Below are 15,020 nucleotides of genomic sequence, written 5' to 3' on the forward strand. Positions count from 1 at the left end.
TGCGAATCAGTTAGCCGCCTTGTTGGCCGGCTTTTCGACCGCGGCCTTGTCGCCGGTGGCCGCGCCGCTCGCGGTCGACTTGATGCCGTGCAGCAGGTCGGCGGCGGTCTTCAGCGCCTTGTCGTCCTTGGCGTCCGGCGGGACATAGGACTGCGAGCCGGTCTTCTCGTCGCCATCGTTTTTCAGATGGCCGCGGAGCGAGGCCTCGCCCTTGGTGTCGGTGCGCGCCTTCAGCTCTTCCGGCACATCCTGCAGCACCTCGATGTCGGGCACGATGCCCTTGGCCTGGATCGACTTGCCCGACGGCGTGTAGTAGCGCGCGGTGGTGAGGCGCAGCGCGCCGTTGCCGCTGCCGAGCGGGATGATGGTCTGCACCGAGCCCTTGCCGAACGAGCGGGTGCCGACCAGCGTGGCGCGCTTGTGGTCCTGCAGTGCGCCGGCGACGATTTCGGAAGCCGAGGCCGAGCCGCCATTGATCAGCACGATGACCGGCTTGCCCTTGGTGAGGTCGCCTGAATGAGCGGCGCGGCGCTGGGTTTCCTCGGCATTGCGGCCGCGGGTCGAGACGATCTCACCGCGCTCGAGGAAGGTGTCGGAAACCGTGACCGCTTCTTCCAGCAGGCCGCCGGGATTATTTCTGAGGTCGATGATGTAGCCCTTGAGCTTGTCGCCGAGCTGATTCGAGAGGTTGCCGATCTCGCGCTTCAGGCCTTCGGTGGTCTGCTCGTTGAAGGTGGTGACGCGGATATAGGCGATGTCGTCCTGCTCGACGCGGGCGCGCACCGAGCGGACGCGGATGTTGTCGCGGACCAGCGTGACTTCGATCGGATTGTCCTGGCCCTTGCGGATGATCTTGAGGCGGATCTTGGTGTTAACAGGCCCGCGCATTTTCTCGACGGCCTGGTTGAGGGTGAGACCCTGCACGGCTTCGTCGTCGAGCGTGGTGATGATGTCGTTGGCCATGATGCCAGCCTTCGATGCCGGCGTGTCGTCGATCGGCGAGACGACCTTGATCAGGCCGTCTTCCATCGTGACCTCGATGCCGAGACCGCCGAACTCACCGCGGGTCTGCACCTGCATGTCGCGGAAGCTCTTGGCGTCCATGTAGCTCGAGTGCGGATCGAGGCCGGCCAGCATGCCCGAGATCGCGGATTCGACCAGCTTGGAATCATCGGGCTTCTCGACATAGTCGCTGCGCACGCGCTCGAACACGTCGCCGAACAGATTGAGCTGGCGGTAGGTATCGGACGTCGCGGCGCGCGCCACCGATCCCATCAGCACCGAGCGGGGCTGCGTAACGAAAAGGGTCAAAGCCGCTCCGGTGGCGGCGCTGAGAAGAATGAGAGAAGTCTTGCGCATCATCCGCGAACCTTTTCGCCTTCGTTAGCGGCCCACCATGGGCCTGAGTCGATTGGAGTGCCGTCCTTACGGAACTCGACATAGAGCACCGGCTGGCTCGCGGTCGTCGCGAGAATGGATGCGACTTGGGACGTCGTCCCCATGGTCGCGACCGGCTCTCCCGTAAGTACAAACTGGCCGATGTTTACCGAAATGCGCTCCATCCCGGCGATCAGGACATGATACCCGCCCCCGGCATTGAGGATCAAGAGTTGTCCGTAGCTGCGGAAGGGTCCGGCGTAAACAACCCAGCCGTCACACGGTGTTGTGACCTGCGCCCCGGCCCGGGTTGCCAAAGAAATGCCTTTTTCCACGCCGCCCGCGCCGTCGGAACCGCCAAAATCGCGAATCTTGCGGCCGTTAACCGGAAAGGCGAACAATCCCTTGGCGGAAGCGAAGGCGATCGCCGGGCTGAGCCGGGCCGGGTCCTTCAGCGCCCCGAGATTCGGCTTGCCGCCCGGGGCCGGTGGAGCGCCCTGCAGATTGGCGGTCGCAGCCGCCTTGGCGGCACTCTTCAGGTCCTGCTCCATTTTGCCGATCAGGCCCTGCAGGCTGTCGACCTGTTTGGACAGGTTGATGGCGCGCGTGCCTTCGGCCTCGATGTCCTTTTCGATCGCGCTCTGCTTGCGCTGGCGTTCGTCAACCAGCGCCGCAAGCCGAATAGACTCGTCCTTCAGCTTGTCGCGATCTCGCGCCAGGACATCGCGCTTGGTCGCGATATCTTTGCGCAAGGCGACGAGCTGGCCAAGATCGCCCGCAAGCCTTTCCGCACGGCCGCGCAATTCGGGGACAACAGCACCGAGCAGCATCGCAGTGCGCAGTGATTGCAGCGCGTCCTCAGGCCGCACTAGCAGTGCCGGCGGCGTGCGCCGCCCGGCACGCTGCAGCGCCGCCAGCACCTCGACAATTTCAGCGCGCCTTGAATCGAGCGAAGCCCGGATCTGCTGCTCGCGGGCATCGAGCGGGCGAAGCTCGCCCTCGGTCTCACCGATGCGCGTTTCGATACTGCGTACCTGGGTCGCAATGTCGATCAGTTGCTGGTTGAGCTTGGAGCGGTCCTGGCCGATCGCTGCCATGTCGGCCTTCAACTTCTTTTGCAACTCGGCCGCCTTGCGCTGCTCCTCGCGTGCGGCCTCCAGCTCCTGCTCGCGCTGCTTGATCGCATCGGGCGAAACGGCGGTTGCCTGCTGCGCTGCTGGCGCGGACTGCGCTAGCGCCGGCGAAAGCGACGCCGCAACAAAACTGGCGGACAGTAGTATTACGGGAAGCAAGATGGCTGACATCATCGGCTCGCCGCGATCGGCGGTGCCAGGGTATGAATGAATGTCCCGCGTTGAATGCATCCCTGTTCAGCGATCTCTGTATTCACGTCACCGTGCCTTACGCGCGGTGATAGGGGTGACCGGCGAGAATGGTCGCGGCGCGGTAAATCTGTTCAAGAAGCATGACGCGGACCATTTGATGCGGCCAGGTCGCCGAGCCGAACGCAATGCGTAATTTAGCCTTGCGTTGCAAATCGGGCGAAAGTCCGTCCGCGCCTCCGATGGCAAAAATTGTACTGGCAATCCCTTCGTCCCGCCACTGGCCTAGCTGCCGGGCGAACGTTGCGCTGTCGATGCTCTTGCCACGCTCGTCGAGCGCCACCAGCGCGGATTTCTCCGGTATCGCCGCCGCAATCGCCGCGGCTTCCTCCGAGATCCGTGTCGCGCTGTCGCGGGCGCGGCTTTCGGGAATTTCATGGATCGCGAGGCCGCGAAAGCCGAGCTTGCGGCCGATGTCCTCAAAGCGCTCGCGGTAGCGGTCCGCCAGTTCCTGTTCCGGGCCCTGTTTCAGCCGGCCGATCGAGACCACGACAAGGCGCATGATTGTTTTTCCGGCGTACACGTCGCGGCACGCGCGCTGTTGCCGCGCGAGCAAACAGATTACATGCGCCTCAGCCGATTCGCATCGGCCGAGAGGTCAGATCGCCGCCGCCGCCGGGTTCTGCGCCCACAACCTTTCCAGATTGTAGAACTCGCGCACCTCGGGCCTGAATACGTGCAGGACCACATCGCCGGAATCGATCAGCACCCAGTCGCAATTGGGCAAGCCCTCGACATGGATGTTCTTGATGCCGGTTTCCTTCAGGGCTTTGGTGACGTTTTCCGCGATCGCGCCGACGTGCCGGTTGACCCGGCCCGTGGTGACAATCATGTAATCGGAAAATGCAGATTTGCCACGAAGGTCGATGGTGACCGTTTCTTCCGCCTTCATATCGTCGAGGCGGGAAAGGATCATATTCAGCGTCTTGTCGGCGTCGGGTTGCGCCTTCAAGGCCGCAGCTTCTGTCGATGTTTTACGCGGGGTCCTGGCAGACTTGCCAGCAGATTTGCTACCAGTCGCCTTGGGTAAAACAGACTTTGACTTGGACAATACAGATGTGGCCAGGGACCATTCCTTTCACTGTATCGCAAACGCCGAATCCCGGCGTTGCGGACCATATTAGGCATGTGGGGTTAATGGTTTCAATATTCCAGTAGGCCCCGCCTGCCGGTTCGGGTTAACTGTCACCTCTTTGCCTCCAGCTCCCATCCGCGTTCCTCAATCCGGTGGATGACAGGGGTAGTTTCATGCCGGTGAGGAAGACCCAGACGGGCGCCTGCCGTTCGGCCAGCCGGCCCGCCTGATTTTCGGGCACGCGATAGCGTGCCAGCGCCTGGGCGGCCGGGGCGGCGAGGGCCCGAAAACTCTGCGGCGGACGGTCGATCACGGCGATCGGCACCTCGGAAGCGATGCGCCGCCAATCCTTCCAGCGATGGAACTGCGCGAGATTGTCGGCGCCCATGATCCAGACGAAGCGCACGCCGGAAACGCGGCGGCGCAGGTGAGTGATCGTGTCGACGGTATATCTGGTGCCGATGACAGCTTCGAGACAGCTGATATCGATGCGCGGATCGCTGGCGACCTCTCGCGCCGCCTGCGCGCGCTCGGCAAGGCCGTGCAATCGCCCGTTCTCCTTGAGCGGATTGCCGGGGGTCAGCAGCCACCAGACGCGATCGAGCTTGAGGCGCTTGAGCGCAAAGAGGCTGATGGCGCGATGCGCCGCGTGCGGCGGATTGAACGAGCCGCCGAGCAGGCCGATGCGCATGCCGCTGGTGTGGAACGGGATCGCCTGGGCGGCCGACTGCAATGTCATCGGCCGCAGCACCGCATGCGCAGGCGGCTATTCACGGCCGCGTCTGCCCGGTGCCGTGAACGCGGTATTTGAAGCTCGTCAGCTGCTCGGCACCGACAGGGCCGCGGGCGTGGAATTTGCCAGTGGCGATGCCGATCTCCGCACCGAAGCCGAACTCGCCGCCATCGGCGAACTGCGTCGAGGCGTTGTGCAGCACGATCGCCGAATCCACTTCGCTGAGGAATTTCTCGGCCGCGTTGGCGTCCTCAGTCACGATCGCATCGGTGTGGCGCGAGCCGTGAGCCTGGATATGCGCGATCGCAGCGTCGACGCCGTCGACGACGCGTGCGGCGATGACGGCGTCGAGATATTCGGTGTCCCAATCTTCGTCTGTAGCCGGCTTCACGCGCGCGTCGATCTTCCGCACCGCCTCATCGCCGCGCACCTCGCAGCCGGAGTCGATCAGCATCTCGACCAGCGGCTTCAGATTGGTCGCGGCGCCGGCGCGATCGACCAGTAGCGTCTCGGCGGCGCCGCAAACGCCGGTGCGGCGCATCTTGGCATTCAGCACGATCGACTTGGCCATATCGAGCCTGGCGCTGCCGTCGACATAGACGTGGTTGACGCCTTCCAGGTGCGCAAACACCGGTACGCGCGCTTCCGCCTCGACGCGTGCGACGAGACTCTTGCCGCCGCGCGGCACGATAACGTCGATGCCACCGTCTAATCCCGACAGCATCAGGCCTACGGCCGCGCGGTCGCGCGTCGGCACCAGCGTGATCGCGGCCTCCGGCAGGCCCGCTTCGCGCAGGCCCTGCGCGAGGCATTCGTGAATGGCGCGGCAGGAGCGGAAGCTGTCGGAGCCGCCGCGCAGGATCACGGCATTGCCCGACTTCAGGCACAGCACGCCGGCATCGGCCGCGACGTTGGGGCGGCTCTCAAAAATCACGCCGATGACGCCGAGCGGCACGCGCACGCGCTCGATGGTCATGCCGTTCGGGCGTTGCCAGCTTTCGGTGACCGTGCCGACGGGATCGGCAATGCCGCGCACGGTGGCGACGCCGTCAGCCATGGAATCGATCCGCGCCTGCGTCAGCGTCAGGCGGTCGATGAAGGCCGAGGTCGCGCCGCTGGCCTTCACCTCGGCGACATCTTCGGCATTTGCCACCAGAATCTTTCCTGCATTGGCGCGGATCGCCCGCTCGATCGCCTCCAGCGCCCGGTTCTTCTGCTCCGGCGGCGCCAACGCCAGCACCCGCGCGGCAGCGCGCGCTTGAGCGGCGAGATCGGTCATCAGGGCGGGCAGATCGGCGTTGCCGTCGATTGCCTTGAGGGGGGCGGTCATTGGAGGTCTCGGATCCTGAGTTAAGGCCATGGCCTAGCACGAAAATCCCGCTTTTACGAGGTCCGACGCCGGCATGGCTGGCTGGCGGTATTGGCTAAACGGCAGCTAGGCCAATGGCCTGGCTGGCTACTTGACCGGGACGGTCCCGGCCGGTCCGACCACCAGATCGTCGCGGTGGATCATCTCGGCCCGGCCTGAGATGCCCAAGATCGCCATCACGTCAGGCGAGGAGCGGCCCTTGATCTTCTCGGCATCCTCGGCGTCGTAGGCGATCAGTCCGCGACCGATCTCGTGAGTATCGGGGCCGCGCACCACGACCGCGTCGCCGCGGGCGAACTGGCCGTCGATCCTGATCACGCCGGCCGGCAGCAGGCTTTTGCCAGCACGGAGCGCCGCGACGGCGCCAGCATCGATGGTGAGCGTGCCCTTCGGCTCCAGCGAGCCGGCGATCCAGCGCTTACGCGCGGTGACGGGATTGGCTGGCGTCAGGAACCAGGTGCAGCGGCCGCCATCTGATATCGCCTGCAGCGGATGCTCGATCTTGCCGGAAGCAATCAGCATATGCGTGCCCGACGTCGTTGCGATCTTGGCCGCCTCGATCTTGGTGTACATGCCGCCGCGCGACAGCTCGGACTCGGCGGCGCCCGCCATGCCCTCGATCTCCGACGTCACGGACTCGACGATGGGGATCAGCTTGGCGTTCGGATTGGCGCCGGGCGGCGCGTCGTAGAGCCCGTCGATGTCGGACAGCAGGATCAGCAAATCGGCACTCGCCATGGTCGCGACGCGCGCGGCGAGGCGGTCATTGTCGCCGTAGCGAATTTCGTTGGTGGCAACCGTGTCGTTCTCGTTGATCACGGGCACCGCGCGCCACTCCAGCAGCTTTGCGATGGTCGAGCGGGCGTTGAGGTAGCGGCGGCGTTCCTCGGTGTCCTGCAGCGTCACCAAAATCTGTCCGGCGCCGATGCCGTGCGCGCCCAGCACCTCGGACCAGATCCGTGCCAGCGCGATCTGTCCCACGGCGGCGGCGCCCTGGCTCTCTTCGAGCTTCAAGGGGCCGCGCGGCAATTTCAGGCGGCTGCGTCCGAGCGCGATCGAGCCTGACGAAACCACCAGCACGTCGCGTCCCTCGCCGTGCAGTTTGGCGATGTCGGCGACCAGCGCCGATAGCCATTTGGCGCGGACCTCGCCGGCGTCAGAATCGACCAGCAGCGAGGAGCCGACCTTGACGACGATGCGGCGGAAGTTGTTGAGCGCGGGGCGTTTCATGGTGCGATCGAGCGATGCGGGCGATGAGGGAAGCAATACGCGCCAGTTCCCGGATTGGGAAGTGGCGCAGCAGGGACGGATGTTAAGTTTGCGTCAGCCCTGCGGCGGCGGCGCCGGCGCCCACGGGTCCTGGCCGCTCTTCGCCTTCTGCGACACCGGGGCCTCGCCGATCACCTCGACCAGCGCCTTGAGCGCTTCCTGCACGCCTTCGCCGGTGACGCCGGAGAGCAGCAACGGCGTCTTCTTGGCGGCACGCTTCAGGCGGTCCTTCTGCTTCTTCAAGTCATCGGGTGTGACCGCGTCGATCTTGTTGAGCGCGACGATCTCGATCTTGTCAGCGAGATGCCCCTCATAGGCCTCGAGCTCGGTTCTGACCGTCTTGTAGGCCTTGCCGGCGTGTTCGCAGGTCGCATCGATCAGGTGCAGCAGCACGCGGCAGCGCTCGACATGGCCGAGGAAGCGGTCGCCGAGGCCGGCGCCTTCATGCGCGCCCTCGATCAGCCCGGGGATATCGGCGAGCACGAATTCGCGGCCCTGCGCGTTCACGACGCCGAGCTGCGGATGCAGCGTGGTGAAGGGATAGTCCGCGATCTTCGGCTTCGCCGCACTGACGGCGGAGAGGAAGGTCGATTTGCCGGCGTTCGGCAGCCCGACGAGGCCGGCGTCGGCGATCAGTTTCAGCCGCAGCCAGATCCAGCGTTCTTCGCCTTCCTGGCCTGGGTTGGCGTTGCGCGGGGCACGGTTGGTCGAGGATTTGAAATGCGCGTTGCCGAAGCCGCCGTTGCCGCCTTCGGCGAGCACGAACTTTTCGCCGAGCTCGGTGAAGTCGTGGATCAGCGTCTCGCGGTCCTCGTCGAAGATCTGCGTGCCGACGGGAACCTTGAGCACGATCGATTTGCCGTTGGCGCCATGGCGGTCCTTGCCCATGCCATTGCCGCCCTTCGGCGCCTTGAAGTGCTGCTGATAGCGGTAGTCGATCAGCGTGTTCAGCCCATCCACCACCTCGACGATGACATCGCCGCCGCGGCCGCCATTGCCGCCGGAGGGCCCACCGAACTCGATGAACTTCTCGCGGCGGAACGCCACGCAGCCGTTGCCGCCGTCGCCGGAGCGGATATAGACCTTTGCCTCGTCAAGGAATTTCATAATGGCCCCTAGGTAGGCCAGGGGGCGCCGGACGGCAACCCTCAAGCGTGGCCACATTGGCGAAAAGCCTTAATTTTCGGCCCTTTTTGCCGTTCTGACCAACGTGAACAGCCGTTTATGATGCCGGCCGCCGCCGCACCAGAAACTTCTGCATGCCCTCCAGCACCAGCTCCTTTCGCTGGTTGAACACGGTCGAGTGCAGCGTCACCACGCCGGTGCTGCGGCCCGGAACGAGCTCGATGACTTCGAGCGCGGGATAGATGGTGTCGCCAGCATAGACCGGCTTCAAGAACCGACTCGATTGTTCGAGGAAGCCGACCAGCGATTGCTCGACGAGATAGGGAAACAGCCCGGCGCCCGGCGCGGTATGGACCAGGGTCTGGAAGCCGTGCGCGAGCAGGTCCGGCATGCCGCGAGCGCGGCAATATTCGACATCGTAATGGATCGGATGGGTGTCGCCGCTTGCGGTCTGGAATGCGGCGAACACCGCCGAGGTCTGGGTCCGGCTTGGAATCACGAAACGTTCCCCGAGCACGAAATCTTCGAACCAGCGTTGTTCGCTCACCATGCGATGCTGTGCGGGATCGAAGTCGGTCATGTCGGGTTTCCTGTGACGTCTTGCCCATGATTGGTTCAGGCCTATCGGTATCTCAGCGATTTGGCTGCGGCAATTCGTTCAATTCGTCAGGACCGGGCTTGTCCCGGGACGCCATGTCCTTAAAACAGCGCTCCAAAGAAGGTGGATGGCCGGAACAAGTCTGGCCATGACGAAGAGCAAGAAGCAGGAAACGTCATGAGCCTGTTCGGCAAGGTCTCCAGCTATGACGAGCGTTCGGCGCGGCTCGCCGGCATCGGCTTGATGCTGCTGTCGATCTTCATGTTCTCGTTCGGCGACGCGCTCGGAAAATTCATGGTCGCGACCTATTCGGTCGGGCAGTTGTTGTGGCTGCGCGCCTGCGCGGCGCTATTGGTGCTACTGCCGGTGATCTGGAAGCAGCGCGCGGAATTCAGACGCCTCGAACGGCCCTGGCTGCAGCTGCTTCGCGTGACGCTGTCGACGTTGGAGGTCGCGGCTTTCTTCCTTGCCACCGTGTACCTGCCGCTTGCCGACGTCATCACCTACTATCTGGCCTCGCCGATCTTCGTCACCGCACTGTCCGGCATCGTGCTCGGCGAGCGCGTCGGCTGGCGGCGCTGGACCGCGATCCTGATCGGCTTCTGCGGCGTGCTGATTGCGCTGCGCCCGTCCACGCAGACCGTGAGCTGGCCGGCGATGATCGCGCTCGGCGGCAGCCTGTCGTTTGCGTTCCTGATGCTGATCACGCGGTCGCTGCGGACGACGCCGGATATCGTGCTGACGACCTCGCAGTTCGGCGGCACGTTCCTGCTCGGCGCGCTGATGTCGCCGGTCGGCTGGGTGACGCCGACACCCGGCAGCCTGGTGCTGTTCGCCGCGGCGGGCCTGGTTTCGGTCGCCGCGCTACTATGCATCAACCGGTCGCTGAAGCTGGCGCCGGCGAGCGTCGTCGTGCCCTATCAATATTCGATGATCATCTGGGCGGTGATCTTCGGCTTCGTCGTGTTCGGCGACGTGCCGTCGGTCTCGACCCTGATCGGCGCCGCCATCATCATCGGCGCCGGCTTCTACATTTTTCTGCGCGAGCAGAAGCTCGGGCGCGAGGAAGCGGTGGTGAACCCGCCGGCGTGATTTTTTCTTACCCTCCACTTGAGGGACCCTCCAGGGGAGGGTGCAACTCCCGCTACCTCCTCGTCGAACTCCCCCAGTTCTTCAGCGACGACCACACGCCGCGCGTCAGGCGGAAGCGGTCGACCGGGGTTGAGGATCCCAGCGCCTCGAAGCGATGCAGCTCGACGCCGCACCACTGGAAGCCGCATTTCTCCAGGATGTTGCGTGACGCCGGATTGGCAACGCGGGCGCCCGAGACGAGATGCTCGGCATCGAACTCCTCGAAAAAGAAGTCAATCACCGCGCGCGCGGCCTCGGTGCCGAAACCTTGGCCCCAATGGTCGACGCCGAGCCAGTAGCCGAGCTCTGCCGCATCGGGCTCGTTGCGGTCGATGCCGACCATGCCGACCGGCGAGTAATTATGCTCGATCAGGAACACCGTCTCGCTGCTATCGGCAGCTTTGGCGCGCACGAACTCGACCGCATGGTCCTGCAGGTAAGGATGCGGCAGGCGGCGGGTGTTTTCCGCAATACGACGATCGTTGGCGAGGTGCGCAATCGCTTTTACGTCCGCGAGCGTCGGCCGGCGCAGCGTCAGCCGTTCGGTCTCGAGGACGCAGCTACTGGTCCCACGCAACGGCGGGGTCTGGATCGGGATGTCCTGCAACATGTCGGGCTCCTGATTGCGAAATGCGCAAATGAAAAAGGGGAGGCCGGTTTCCCGCCTCCCCTGGAGCCCATTTCGACTCCGCCGGTTCAACAGGATCCGGCGGACTCGGAAATTGTGTCCACCGTCTATTCGGCCGCCTCCGCCATCGGAACTACCGATACGAAGGTGCGGCCGTTGCCTTTTGCACGGAATTCGACATGACCCTCGACCTTGGCGAAGAGAGTATGATCGGTGCCCATGCCGACATTAAGGCCGGGATGCCAGGTGGTGCCGCGCTGGCGTGCGATAATGTTGCCGGGAATCACGTGTTCGCCGCCAAAGGCCTTGATGCCCAGGCGCTTGCCTTTTGAATCGCGACCGTTTCGCGATGAACCGCCTGCTTTTTTGTGAGCCATGGCCCGTCTCCGACTACGTAGATATTTCTAGATCAATTCCTTGACGGAATCATTTCACTTTTTCTCACGCTTCAACTTTTCGTCGAAACGCGTCACTCCTCGTTCTTGCCCTTCGCAGCGGCCTTCTTGGCCGGGGCCTTCTTTGCGGCGGGCTTTGCCGCAGCCTTCTTCGCGGGCGCCTTCTTCCTGGCCGGCGCCTCGTCGCCTTCGGCGGCTGCTGCGGCGACCTTTTCCTTCTTCGGCCGCGGGCCGATCGAAGGCTTCTTGTTATCGGTCAGGATCTCGGTGATGCGAAGCACCGTGATCTCGTCGCGATAACCGCGCTTGCGGCGCGAATTCTTGCGGCGACGCTTCTTGAACGCGATCACCTTCGGGCCACGCTTGTGGTCCAGCACTTCGGCCGCCACGGAAGCGCCTGCCACCGTCGGCGCGCCCAGCACCGGCGTATCACCGCCGACCACCAGAACCTCGCCAAGCTGCACGATCGTGCCAACTTCGCCGGCGATCTTGCCTATCTCGAGCACATCATCCGGAACGACGCGGTACTGCCGGCCGCCGGTTTTGATGACTGCGAACATCGTTTTTTTCCTTCGTGTTCAATCCCGGCCTCGGATATGTGCCCAGCGGGCCTATCCGGGTCGGCTTCTTGGTCAGTCGTTATGGGTACGATTTTCGCGCGGCCGGGGAGCAACCCGTTCCAGAATTCACGCAAAAACAAGCGGCGCGAGAAATCCCGCGCCGGATGCGGGGACTTATAGCTGCAGAATGCTGTGAGTCAAGGTGAAATGGCCCGAAAAGCCGCCAGAAATGAGGTATTTGGGCCAGAAACGGGCGAATAGCGAGCGGCGAATAGCGAGTAGGTCGCTGCTATTGCCACCCCATTCGCTATTCGCCCTCTTTTGAAACCAATGGGTTCCCCGTCCGTTGTCGGCAGAAGATCCGGCAGGGCTGGCAAACATGGCAGAAGACATCGTTACGACTACGGGCATCGCCCGTCACGGGGCCACGCGCCTCCCCTCGGTGGAGGTTAACAGCTTCAACGTCGAGTTGAAGGACGACGAGGGATTTCTCGGAGATCGCGCCAGCAAGAAGGCCTTTCGCAAGATCCTGGATGACCTGCGCAAGCCGCTCAAGAAGAACGGCGATGATCCCCTGGGCAAGAAGGCCAGCGGCGAGATCGCCAAGAGCGAGCTCGACGAGGCGCTCGAAAGCGACGACATCGCCGCCGCCGCGCTGGTGCACAGCGCGATCGAGGAATTTGCGCAGGAACTGGCCTATGTGACGCGGCGGTTTCTCAAGACCAAGGCGTGGGCGGATACCGAGCGCATCGTGGTCGGCGGCGGCTTCAGACAGAGCCGGGTCGGCGAATTGGCGATCGCGCGCACCGACATCCTGCTCAAGGCGGAGGAGTTCGAGGTCGACCTGGTGCCGATCCGCTTTCATCCCGATGATGCCGGCCTGATCGGTACCTTGCATCTGGCGCCGTCATGGATTTTCGAAGCCCATGACAGCATTCTTGCGGTCGATATCGGCGGCACTAACATCCGCTGCGGTGTCGTGGAAACGCGCTGGAAGAAGGCGCCGGATCTTTCCAAGGCCGCAGTCTGGAAGTCCGAACTATGGCGGCATGCTGACGACGAGCCGACGCGCGAGGGCGCGGTGAAGCGGCTGGTCAAGATGCTGAAGGATTTGATCGCCGAGGCCGAGACCGAAGGGTTGAAGCTCGCGCCCTTCATCGGCATCGCCTGTCCCGGCGTGATCGATGCCGACGGCTCGATCGAAAAGGGCGCGCAGAATTTGCCCGGCAATTGGGAAAGCTCCAAGTTCAATCTGCCGGCAAGTCTGGTCGAAGCGATCCCGGAGATCGGCGATCACGACACCGCCGTGCTGATGCACAATGACGGCGTGGTCCAGGGGCTATCCGAAGTTCCGTTCATGCAGGACGTCGAGTGCTGGGGCGTGCTGACGATCGGCACCGGCCTTGGCAATGCGCGCTTCACCAATCGGCGCAAGGACAACGGCAAGGACGAGAAAAAAGCGAAGAAGAGCAAAGACTAAAGCGCGATCAGATTTGGATGAAGCGTCAGCGCGCTTTAGGCCTTTGTTTGCGCATGATCTTTTCGGAAAACCGCTTCACACTTTTCCGGATCATGCTTTAGTTCCTGATTTAACGTTTTGCGCGGGTAGTAAGGTTGACTGGTTAGGTTAAAATCCACTTCGCGTTGCCGTTTCACCCTGCCTTGCTACCGTCGCCCACGTCGCTCCGCTGGTCGGCGAAGCCGCACTTCCCGGCCAGGATTTCAAAGCAGCGACACGGGACCGTCAGTTTTTTGTCGCGTCTGACGGTCCCACTCCCTTTCCTCGACGCTAAGCCCAGCCGATGCGTGTAAAGAACGCGGAAATTTCCGACGCGGCGCGGTCGGCGTCCTCGCGATGGGGAAAGTGACCGACATCCGGAAACATCGCGAGATCGAGGTTTGCAAAGGTCTCGCCGAGCCGGTCGGTCCATTCATAGGGAAACAGCGGATCGTGTTGGGCCCAGCGCACGCAGGTCGGCAGGGCGATCGGCGGTAGCGCGGGCGCTTCACCCTTCATCATCCTGATCCGGCCGGCATGCGCCGCGCGGTAATGCGCAAAGCCGCCGGCAAGGTTTCCCGGTTTTAAGAAATTATCGGTGAAGGCGTCGAGCGCATTGTCGAAGGCCTGCTTGCGATGCGACCACGCTTTCAGGAAATGCCCGATATAGAGCCGGCAGCTTTCTCTGGTAGCGCCGATCAGAGCAGGCGCTATCTCCATCTGGTGAAAGGACTGATACCAGATGTTATTGAGCCGCTCCGGCTCCGCCATTCGGGGGCCGATGCCGGGATAGACGAAATCAAAGAAGAACAGCCCGGCGATGCGCGCCGGCGCCAGCCGCGCCAGCGGCTGCATCAGTGCGCCGCCGACATCGTGGCCGACGATGCCGGTCTGTTCCAGGCCAAGCGCATCCAGCAATGCCAGCATGTCGGCGGCCTGCTGGTCGGGGCCGAACAGCCCCTCGGGCTTGTCGCTGTCGCCAAAGCCGCGCAGGTCGGGGGCATAGAGCGTGAAGCGATCGGCGAGCCGTGTCATCACCGGCTCCCACGTCAGCCAGAATTCCGGCCACCCATGCACTAGCAGCAGCGGCCGCCCGGTACCCATTCGGGCGACGTGCAAGGTCGCGCCATTGGTCCGAACCGTCAAATGCTCCATTTTGGGCTCCCTTTTGCTTAAGCGCGGGTCTGCGGATTTCTTAGGTTCTGCGTCTTGTCTGGCCCGCCTTCCTCGCCTAGAACACGCCCCGACCACAGGGCCGATTCCGGCCCGCCTTGGCGCCTGGAGAGGTGGCAGAGTGGTTGAATGCACCGCACTCGAAATGCGGCATAGGTGCAAGCCTATCGGGGGTTCGAATCCCTCCCTCTCCGCCATGGCTCAGAAAATGTTCCAGATTTGGTGCGGGTAGAGGCGGCGATGAAATCGGACCGCGTCCAAACAAATGGTTGAGGAAGAAGGCCAAGCAAGAAGCGCGCGGCTATCCTGTCGGTACGATCGCTTTCAATGGTCCTAACGACCAGCGCGCTTCGAAAGTGGCCGTTTCTGTCATTCCATATGAGGGCGCCGAGCCCAAGCTGCGACGGTGGTTTGCGGAATCCAATGACGTGCGAGCGGACGAGATTGTCCTCGCCGAGATCGTTACCCATCTGCGCGAGCATTCGGTGCGGTCGGTAGCGATGGTCGATCGGATCATCGGCTGTCCTCATGAGGAAGGGATCGATTATCCCATGGGTGAGTCCTGTCCCCAATGCCCCTATTGGAAGGGACGAGATCGCTGGACCGGGGAACTGGATCAAGGCTGATCCGGATTGAAAGCCTCGCACTTTTTCCAGAATTGTTTGATCCGCATCAATTGCCAGATTTCGGCGCCGGATATGAGTGTA

General features: G+C 63.3%; 16 protein-coding genes and 1 tRNA gene. 4 read left to right on the forward strand and 13 right to left on the reverse strand.

The window, feature by feature from the left end; translation table 11 throughout:
- Window positions 1–6: 6 nt before the first annotated feature.
- The 9 genes from RX331_RS02035 to RX331_RS02075 form a co-directional block, all read right to left on the reverse strand.
- Window positions 7–1,362, reverse strand: coding sequence for a S41 family peptidase (locus RX331_RS02035; RefSeq protein ID WP_317255008.1), 1,356 nt, complete (start codon window positions 1,360–1,362; stop codon window positions 7–9).
- The gene (locus RX331_RS02040; protein WP_317255009.1) at window positions 1,359–2,684 is read right to left on the reverse strand and encodes a murein hydrolase activator EnvC family protein; all 1,326 of its coding nucleotides are present in this window, start codon (window positions 2,682–2,684) and stop codon (window positions 1,359–1,361) included. Before RX331_RS02040 ends, RX331_RS02035 begins: the two co-directional genes overlap by 4 nt.
- Before the next feature lie 94 nt (window positions 2,685–2,778).
- A complete protein-coding gene (gene rlmH, locus RX331_RS02045; protein ID WP_317255010.1) occupies window positions 2,779–3,261 on the reverse strand; it encodes a 23S rRNA (pseudouridine(1915)-N(3))-methyltransferase RlmH in 483 nt (160 codons plus the stop codon).
- A 96-nt stretch (window positions 3,262–3,357) separates the two neighbouring features.
- On the reverse strand, window positions 3,358–3,711 hold the full coding sequence (gene rsfS / locus RX331_RS02050; protein ID WP_317258362.1) for a ribosome silencing factor: 354 nt from the start codon (window positions 3,709–3,711) through the stop codon (window positions 3,358–3,360).
- A 226-nt stretch (window positions 3,712–3,937) separates the two neighbouring features.
- Window positions 3,938–4,573 (reverse strand): nicotinate-nucleotide adenylyltransferase, encoded by a 636-nt coding sequence (locus RX331_RS02055; protein ID WP_317255011.1) that lies wholly within the window; start codon window positions 4,571–4,573, stop codon window positions 3,938–3,940.
- Window positions 4,574–4,604: 31 nt separating this feature from the next.
- Complete coding sequence (locus tag RX331_RS02060; protein WP_317255012.1) at window positions 4,605–5,897, reverse strand: glutamate-5-semialdehyde dehydrogenase; 1,293 nt, start codon at window positions 5,895–5,897, stop codon at window positions 4,605–4,607.
- A 126-nt stretch (window positions 5,898–6,023) separates the two neighbouring features.
- Window positions 6,024–7,166 carry a glutamate 5-kinase gene (proB, locus tag RX331_RS02065; RefSeq protein WP_317255013.1) on the reverse strand — a complete coding sequence of 381 codons (1,143 nt, stop codon included), beginning with the start codon at window positions 7,164–7,166 and terminating at the stop codon, window positions 6,024–6,026.
- Window positions 7,167–7,259: 93 nt separating this feature from the next.
- A complete protein-coding gene (gene obgE / locus RX331_RS02070) occupies window positions 7,260–8,312 on the reverse strand; it encodes a GTPase ObgE (RefSeq protein WP_317255014.1) in 1,053 nt (350 codons plus the stop codon).
- 115 nt (window positions 8,313–8,427) lie between these two features.
- Window positions 8,428–8,910 (reverse strand): MaoC family dehydratase, encoded by a 483-nt coding sequence (locus RX331_RS02075; RefSeq protein ID WP_317255015.1) that lies wholly within the window; start codon window positions 8,908–8,910, stop codon window positions 8,428–8,430.
- Window positions 8,911–9,105: 195 nt separating this feature from the next.
- On the opposite strand from RX331_RS02075, the gene RX331_RS02080 reads away from it, so the two are divergent.
- Window positions 9,106–10,020, forward strand: coding sequence for a DMT family transporter (locus tag RX331_RS02080; protein ID WP_317255016.1), 915 nt, complete (start codon window positions 9,106–9,108; stop codon window positions 10,018–10,020).
- Window positions 10,021–10,072: 52 nt separating this feature from the next.
- On the opposite strand, the gene RX331_RS02085 is transcribed toward RX331_RS02080, so the two are convergent.
- From RX331_RS02085 to rplU, 3 genes are all read right to left on the reverse strand, one after another.
- On the reverse strand, window positions 10,073–10,669 hold the full coding sequence (locus tag RX331_RS02085; protein ID WP_317255017.1) for a GNAT family N-acetyltransferase: 597 nt from the start codon (window positions 10,667–10,669) through the stop codon (window positions 10,073–10,075).
- A gap of 125 nt (window positions 10,670–10,794) precedes the next feature.
- Window positions 10,795–11,064, reverse strand: coding sequence for a 50S ribosomal protein L27 (gene rpmA, locus RX331_RS02090; protein WP_283031568.1), 270 nt, complete (start codon window positions 11,062–11,064; stop codon window positions 10,795–10,797).
- Window positions 11,065–11,156: 92 nt separating this feature from the next.
- On the reverse strand, window positions 11,157–11,642 hold the full coding sequence (rplU, locus tag RX331_RS02095) for a 50S ribosomal protein L21 (RefSeq protein WP_317255018.1): 486 nt from the start codon (window positions 11,640–11,642) through the stop codon (window positions 11,157–11,159).
- Window positions 11,643–12,021: 379 nt separating this feature from the next.
- Here rplU and RX331_RS02100 point away from each other — a divergent pair, with 379 nt between their 5' ends.
- Complete coding sequence (locus tag RX331_RS02100) at window positions 12,022–13,122, forward strand: ROK family protein (protein WP_317255019.1); 1,101 nt, start codon at window positions 12,022–12,024, stop codon at window positions 13,120–13,122.
- Between the two features lie 309 nt (window positions 13,123–13,431).
- On the opposite strand, the gene RX331_RS02105 is transcribed toward RX331_RS02100, so the two are convergent.
- Window positions 13,432–14,295: an alpha/beta hydrolase gene (locus RX331_RS02105; RefSeq protein ID WP_317255020.1), complete on the reverse strand. Its 864-nt coding sequence runs from the start codon at window positions 14,293–14,295 to the stop codon at window positions 13,432–13,434.
- A gap of 125 nt (window positions 14,296–14,420) precedes the next feature.
- Between RX331_RS02105 and RX331_RS02110 the strand changes: the two genes are divergently transcribed.
- Together RX331_RS02110 and RX331_RS02115 are read left to right on the forward strand one after the other, a co-directional pair.
- Window positions 14,421–14,510: transfer RNA gene (locus RX331_RS02110), tRNA-Ser, on the forward strand.
- 72 nt (window positions 14,511–14,582) lie between these two features.
- Window positions 14,583–14,939 (forward strand): hypothetical protein, encoded by a 357-nt coding sequence (locus tag RX331_RS02115; RefSeq protein WP_317255021.1) that lies wholly within the window; start codon window positions 14,583–14,585, stop codon window positions 14,937–14,939.
- The last annotated feature ends 81 nt before the right edge of the window (window positions 14,940–15,020 follow it).

The sequence above is a fragment of the Bradyrhizobium sp. BWA-3-5 genome, assembly GCF_032917985.1.
Lineage (GTDB): Bacteria > Pseudomonadota > Alphaproteobacteria > Rhizobiales > Xanthobacteraceae > Bradyrhizobium.

Coding starts and splice junctions, on each gene's coding strand:
- RX331_RS02080 (WP_317255016.1), top strand. CDS start 9,106: ATGAGCCTGTTCGGCAAGGTCTCCAGCTATGACGAGCGTTCGGCGCGG.
- RX331_RS02075 (WP_317255015.1), bottom strand. CDS start 8,910: ATGACCGACTTCGATCCCGCACAGCATCGCATGGTGAGCGAACAACGC.
- RX331_RS02055 (WP_317255011.1), bottom strand. CDS start 4,573: ATGACATTGCAGTCGGCCGCCCAGGCGATCCCGTTCCACACCAGCGGC.
- rlmH (WP_317255010.1), bottom strand. CDS start 3,261: ATGCGCCTTGTCGTGGTCTCGATCGGCCGGCTGAAACAGGGCCCGGAA.
- obgE (WP_317255014.1), bottom strand. CDS start 8,312: ATGAAATTCCTTGACGAGGCAAAGGTCTATATCCGCTCCGGCGACGGC.
- RX331_RS02035 (WP_317255008.1), bottom strand. CDS start 1,362: ATGATGCGCAAGACTTCTCTCATTCTTCTCAGCGCCGCCACCGGAGCG.
- RX331_RS02060 (WP_317255012.1), bottom strand. CDS start 5,897: ATGACCGCCCCCCTCAAGGCAATCGACGGCAACGCCGATCTGCCCGCC.
- RX331_RS02100 (WP_317255019.1), top strand. CDS start 12,022: ATGGCAGAAGACATCGTTACGACTACGGGCATCGCCCGTCACGGGGCC.
- proB (WP_317255013.1), bottom strand. CDS start 7,166: ATGAAACGCCCCGCGCTCAACAACTTCCGCCGCATCGTCGTCAAGGTC.
- rplU (WP_317255018.1), bottom strand. CDS start 11,642: ATGTTCGCAGTCATCAAAACCGGCGGCCGGCAGTACCGCGTCGTTCCG.
- RX331_RS02105 (WP_317255020.1), bottom strand. CDS start 14,295: ATGGAGCATTTGACGGTTCGGACCAATGGCGCGACCTTGCACGTCGCC.
- RX331_RS02040 (WP_317255009.1), bottom strand. CDS start 2,684: ATGATGTCAGCCATCTTGCTTCCCGTAATACTACTGTCCGCCAGTTTT.
- rpmA (WP_283031568.1), bottom strand. CDS start 11,064: ATGGCTCACAAAAAAGCAGGCGGTTCATCGCGAAACGGTCGCGATTCA.
- RX331_RS02085 (WP_317255017.1), bottom strand. CDS start 10,669: ATGTTGCAGGACATCCCGATCCAGACCCCGCCGTTGCGTGGGACCAGT.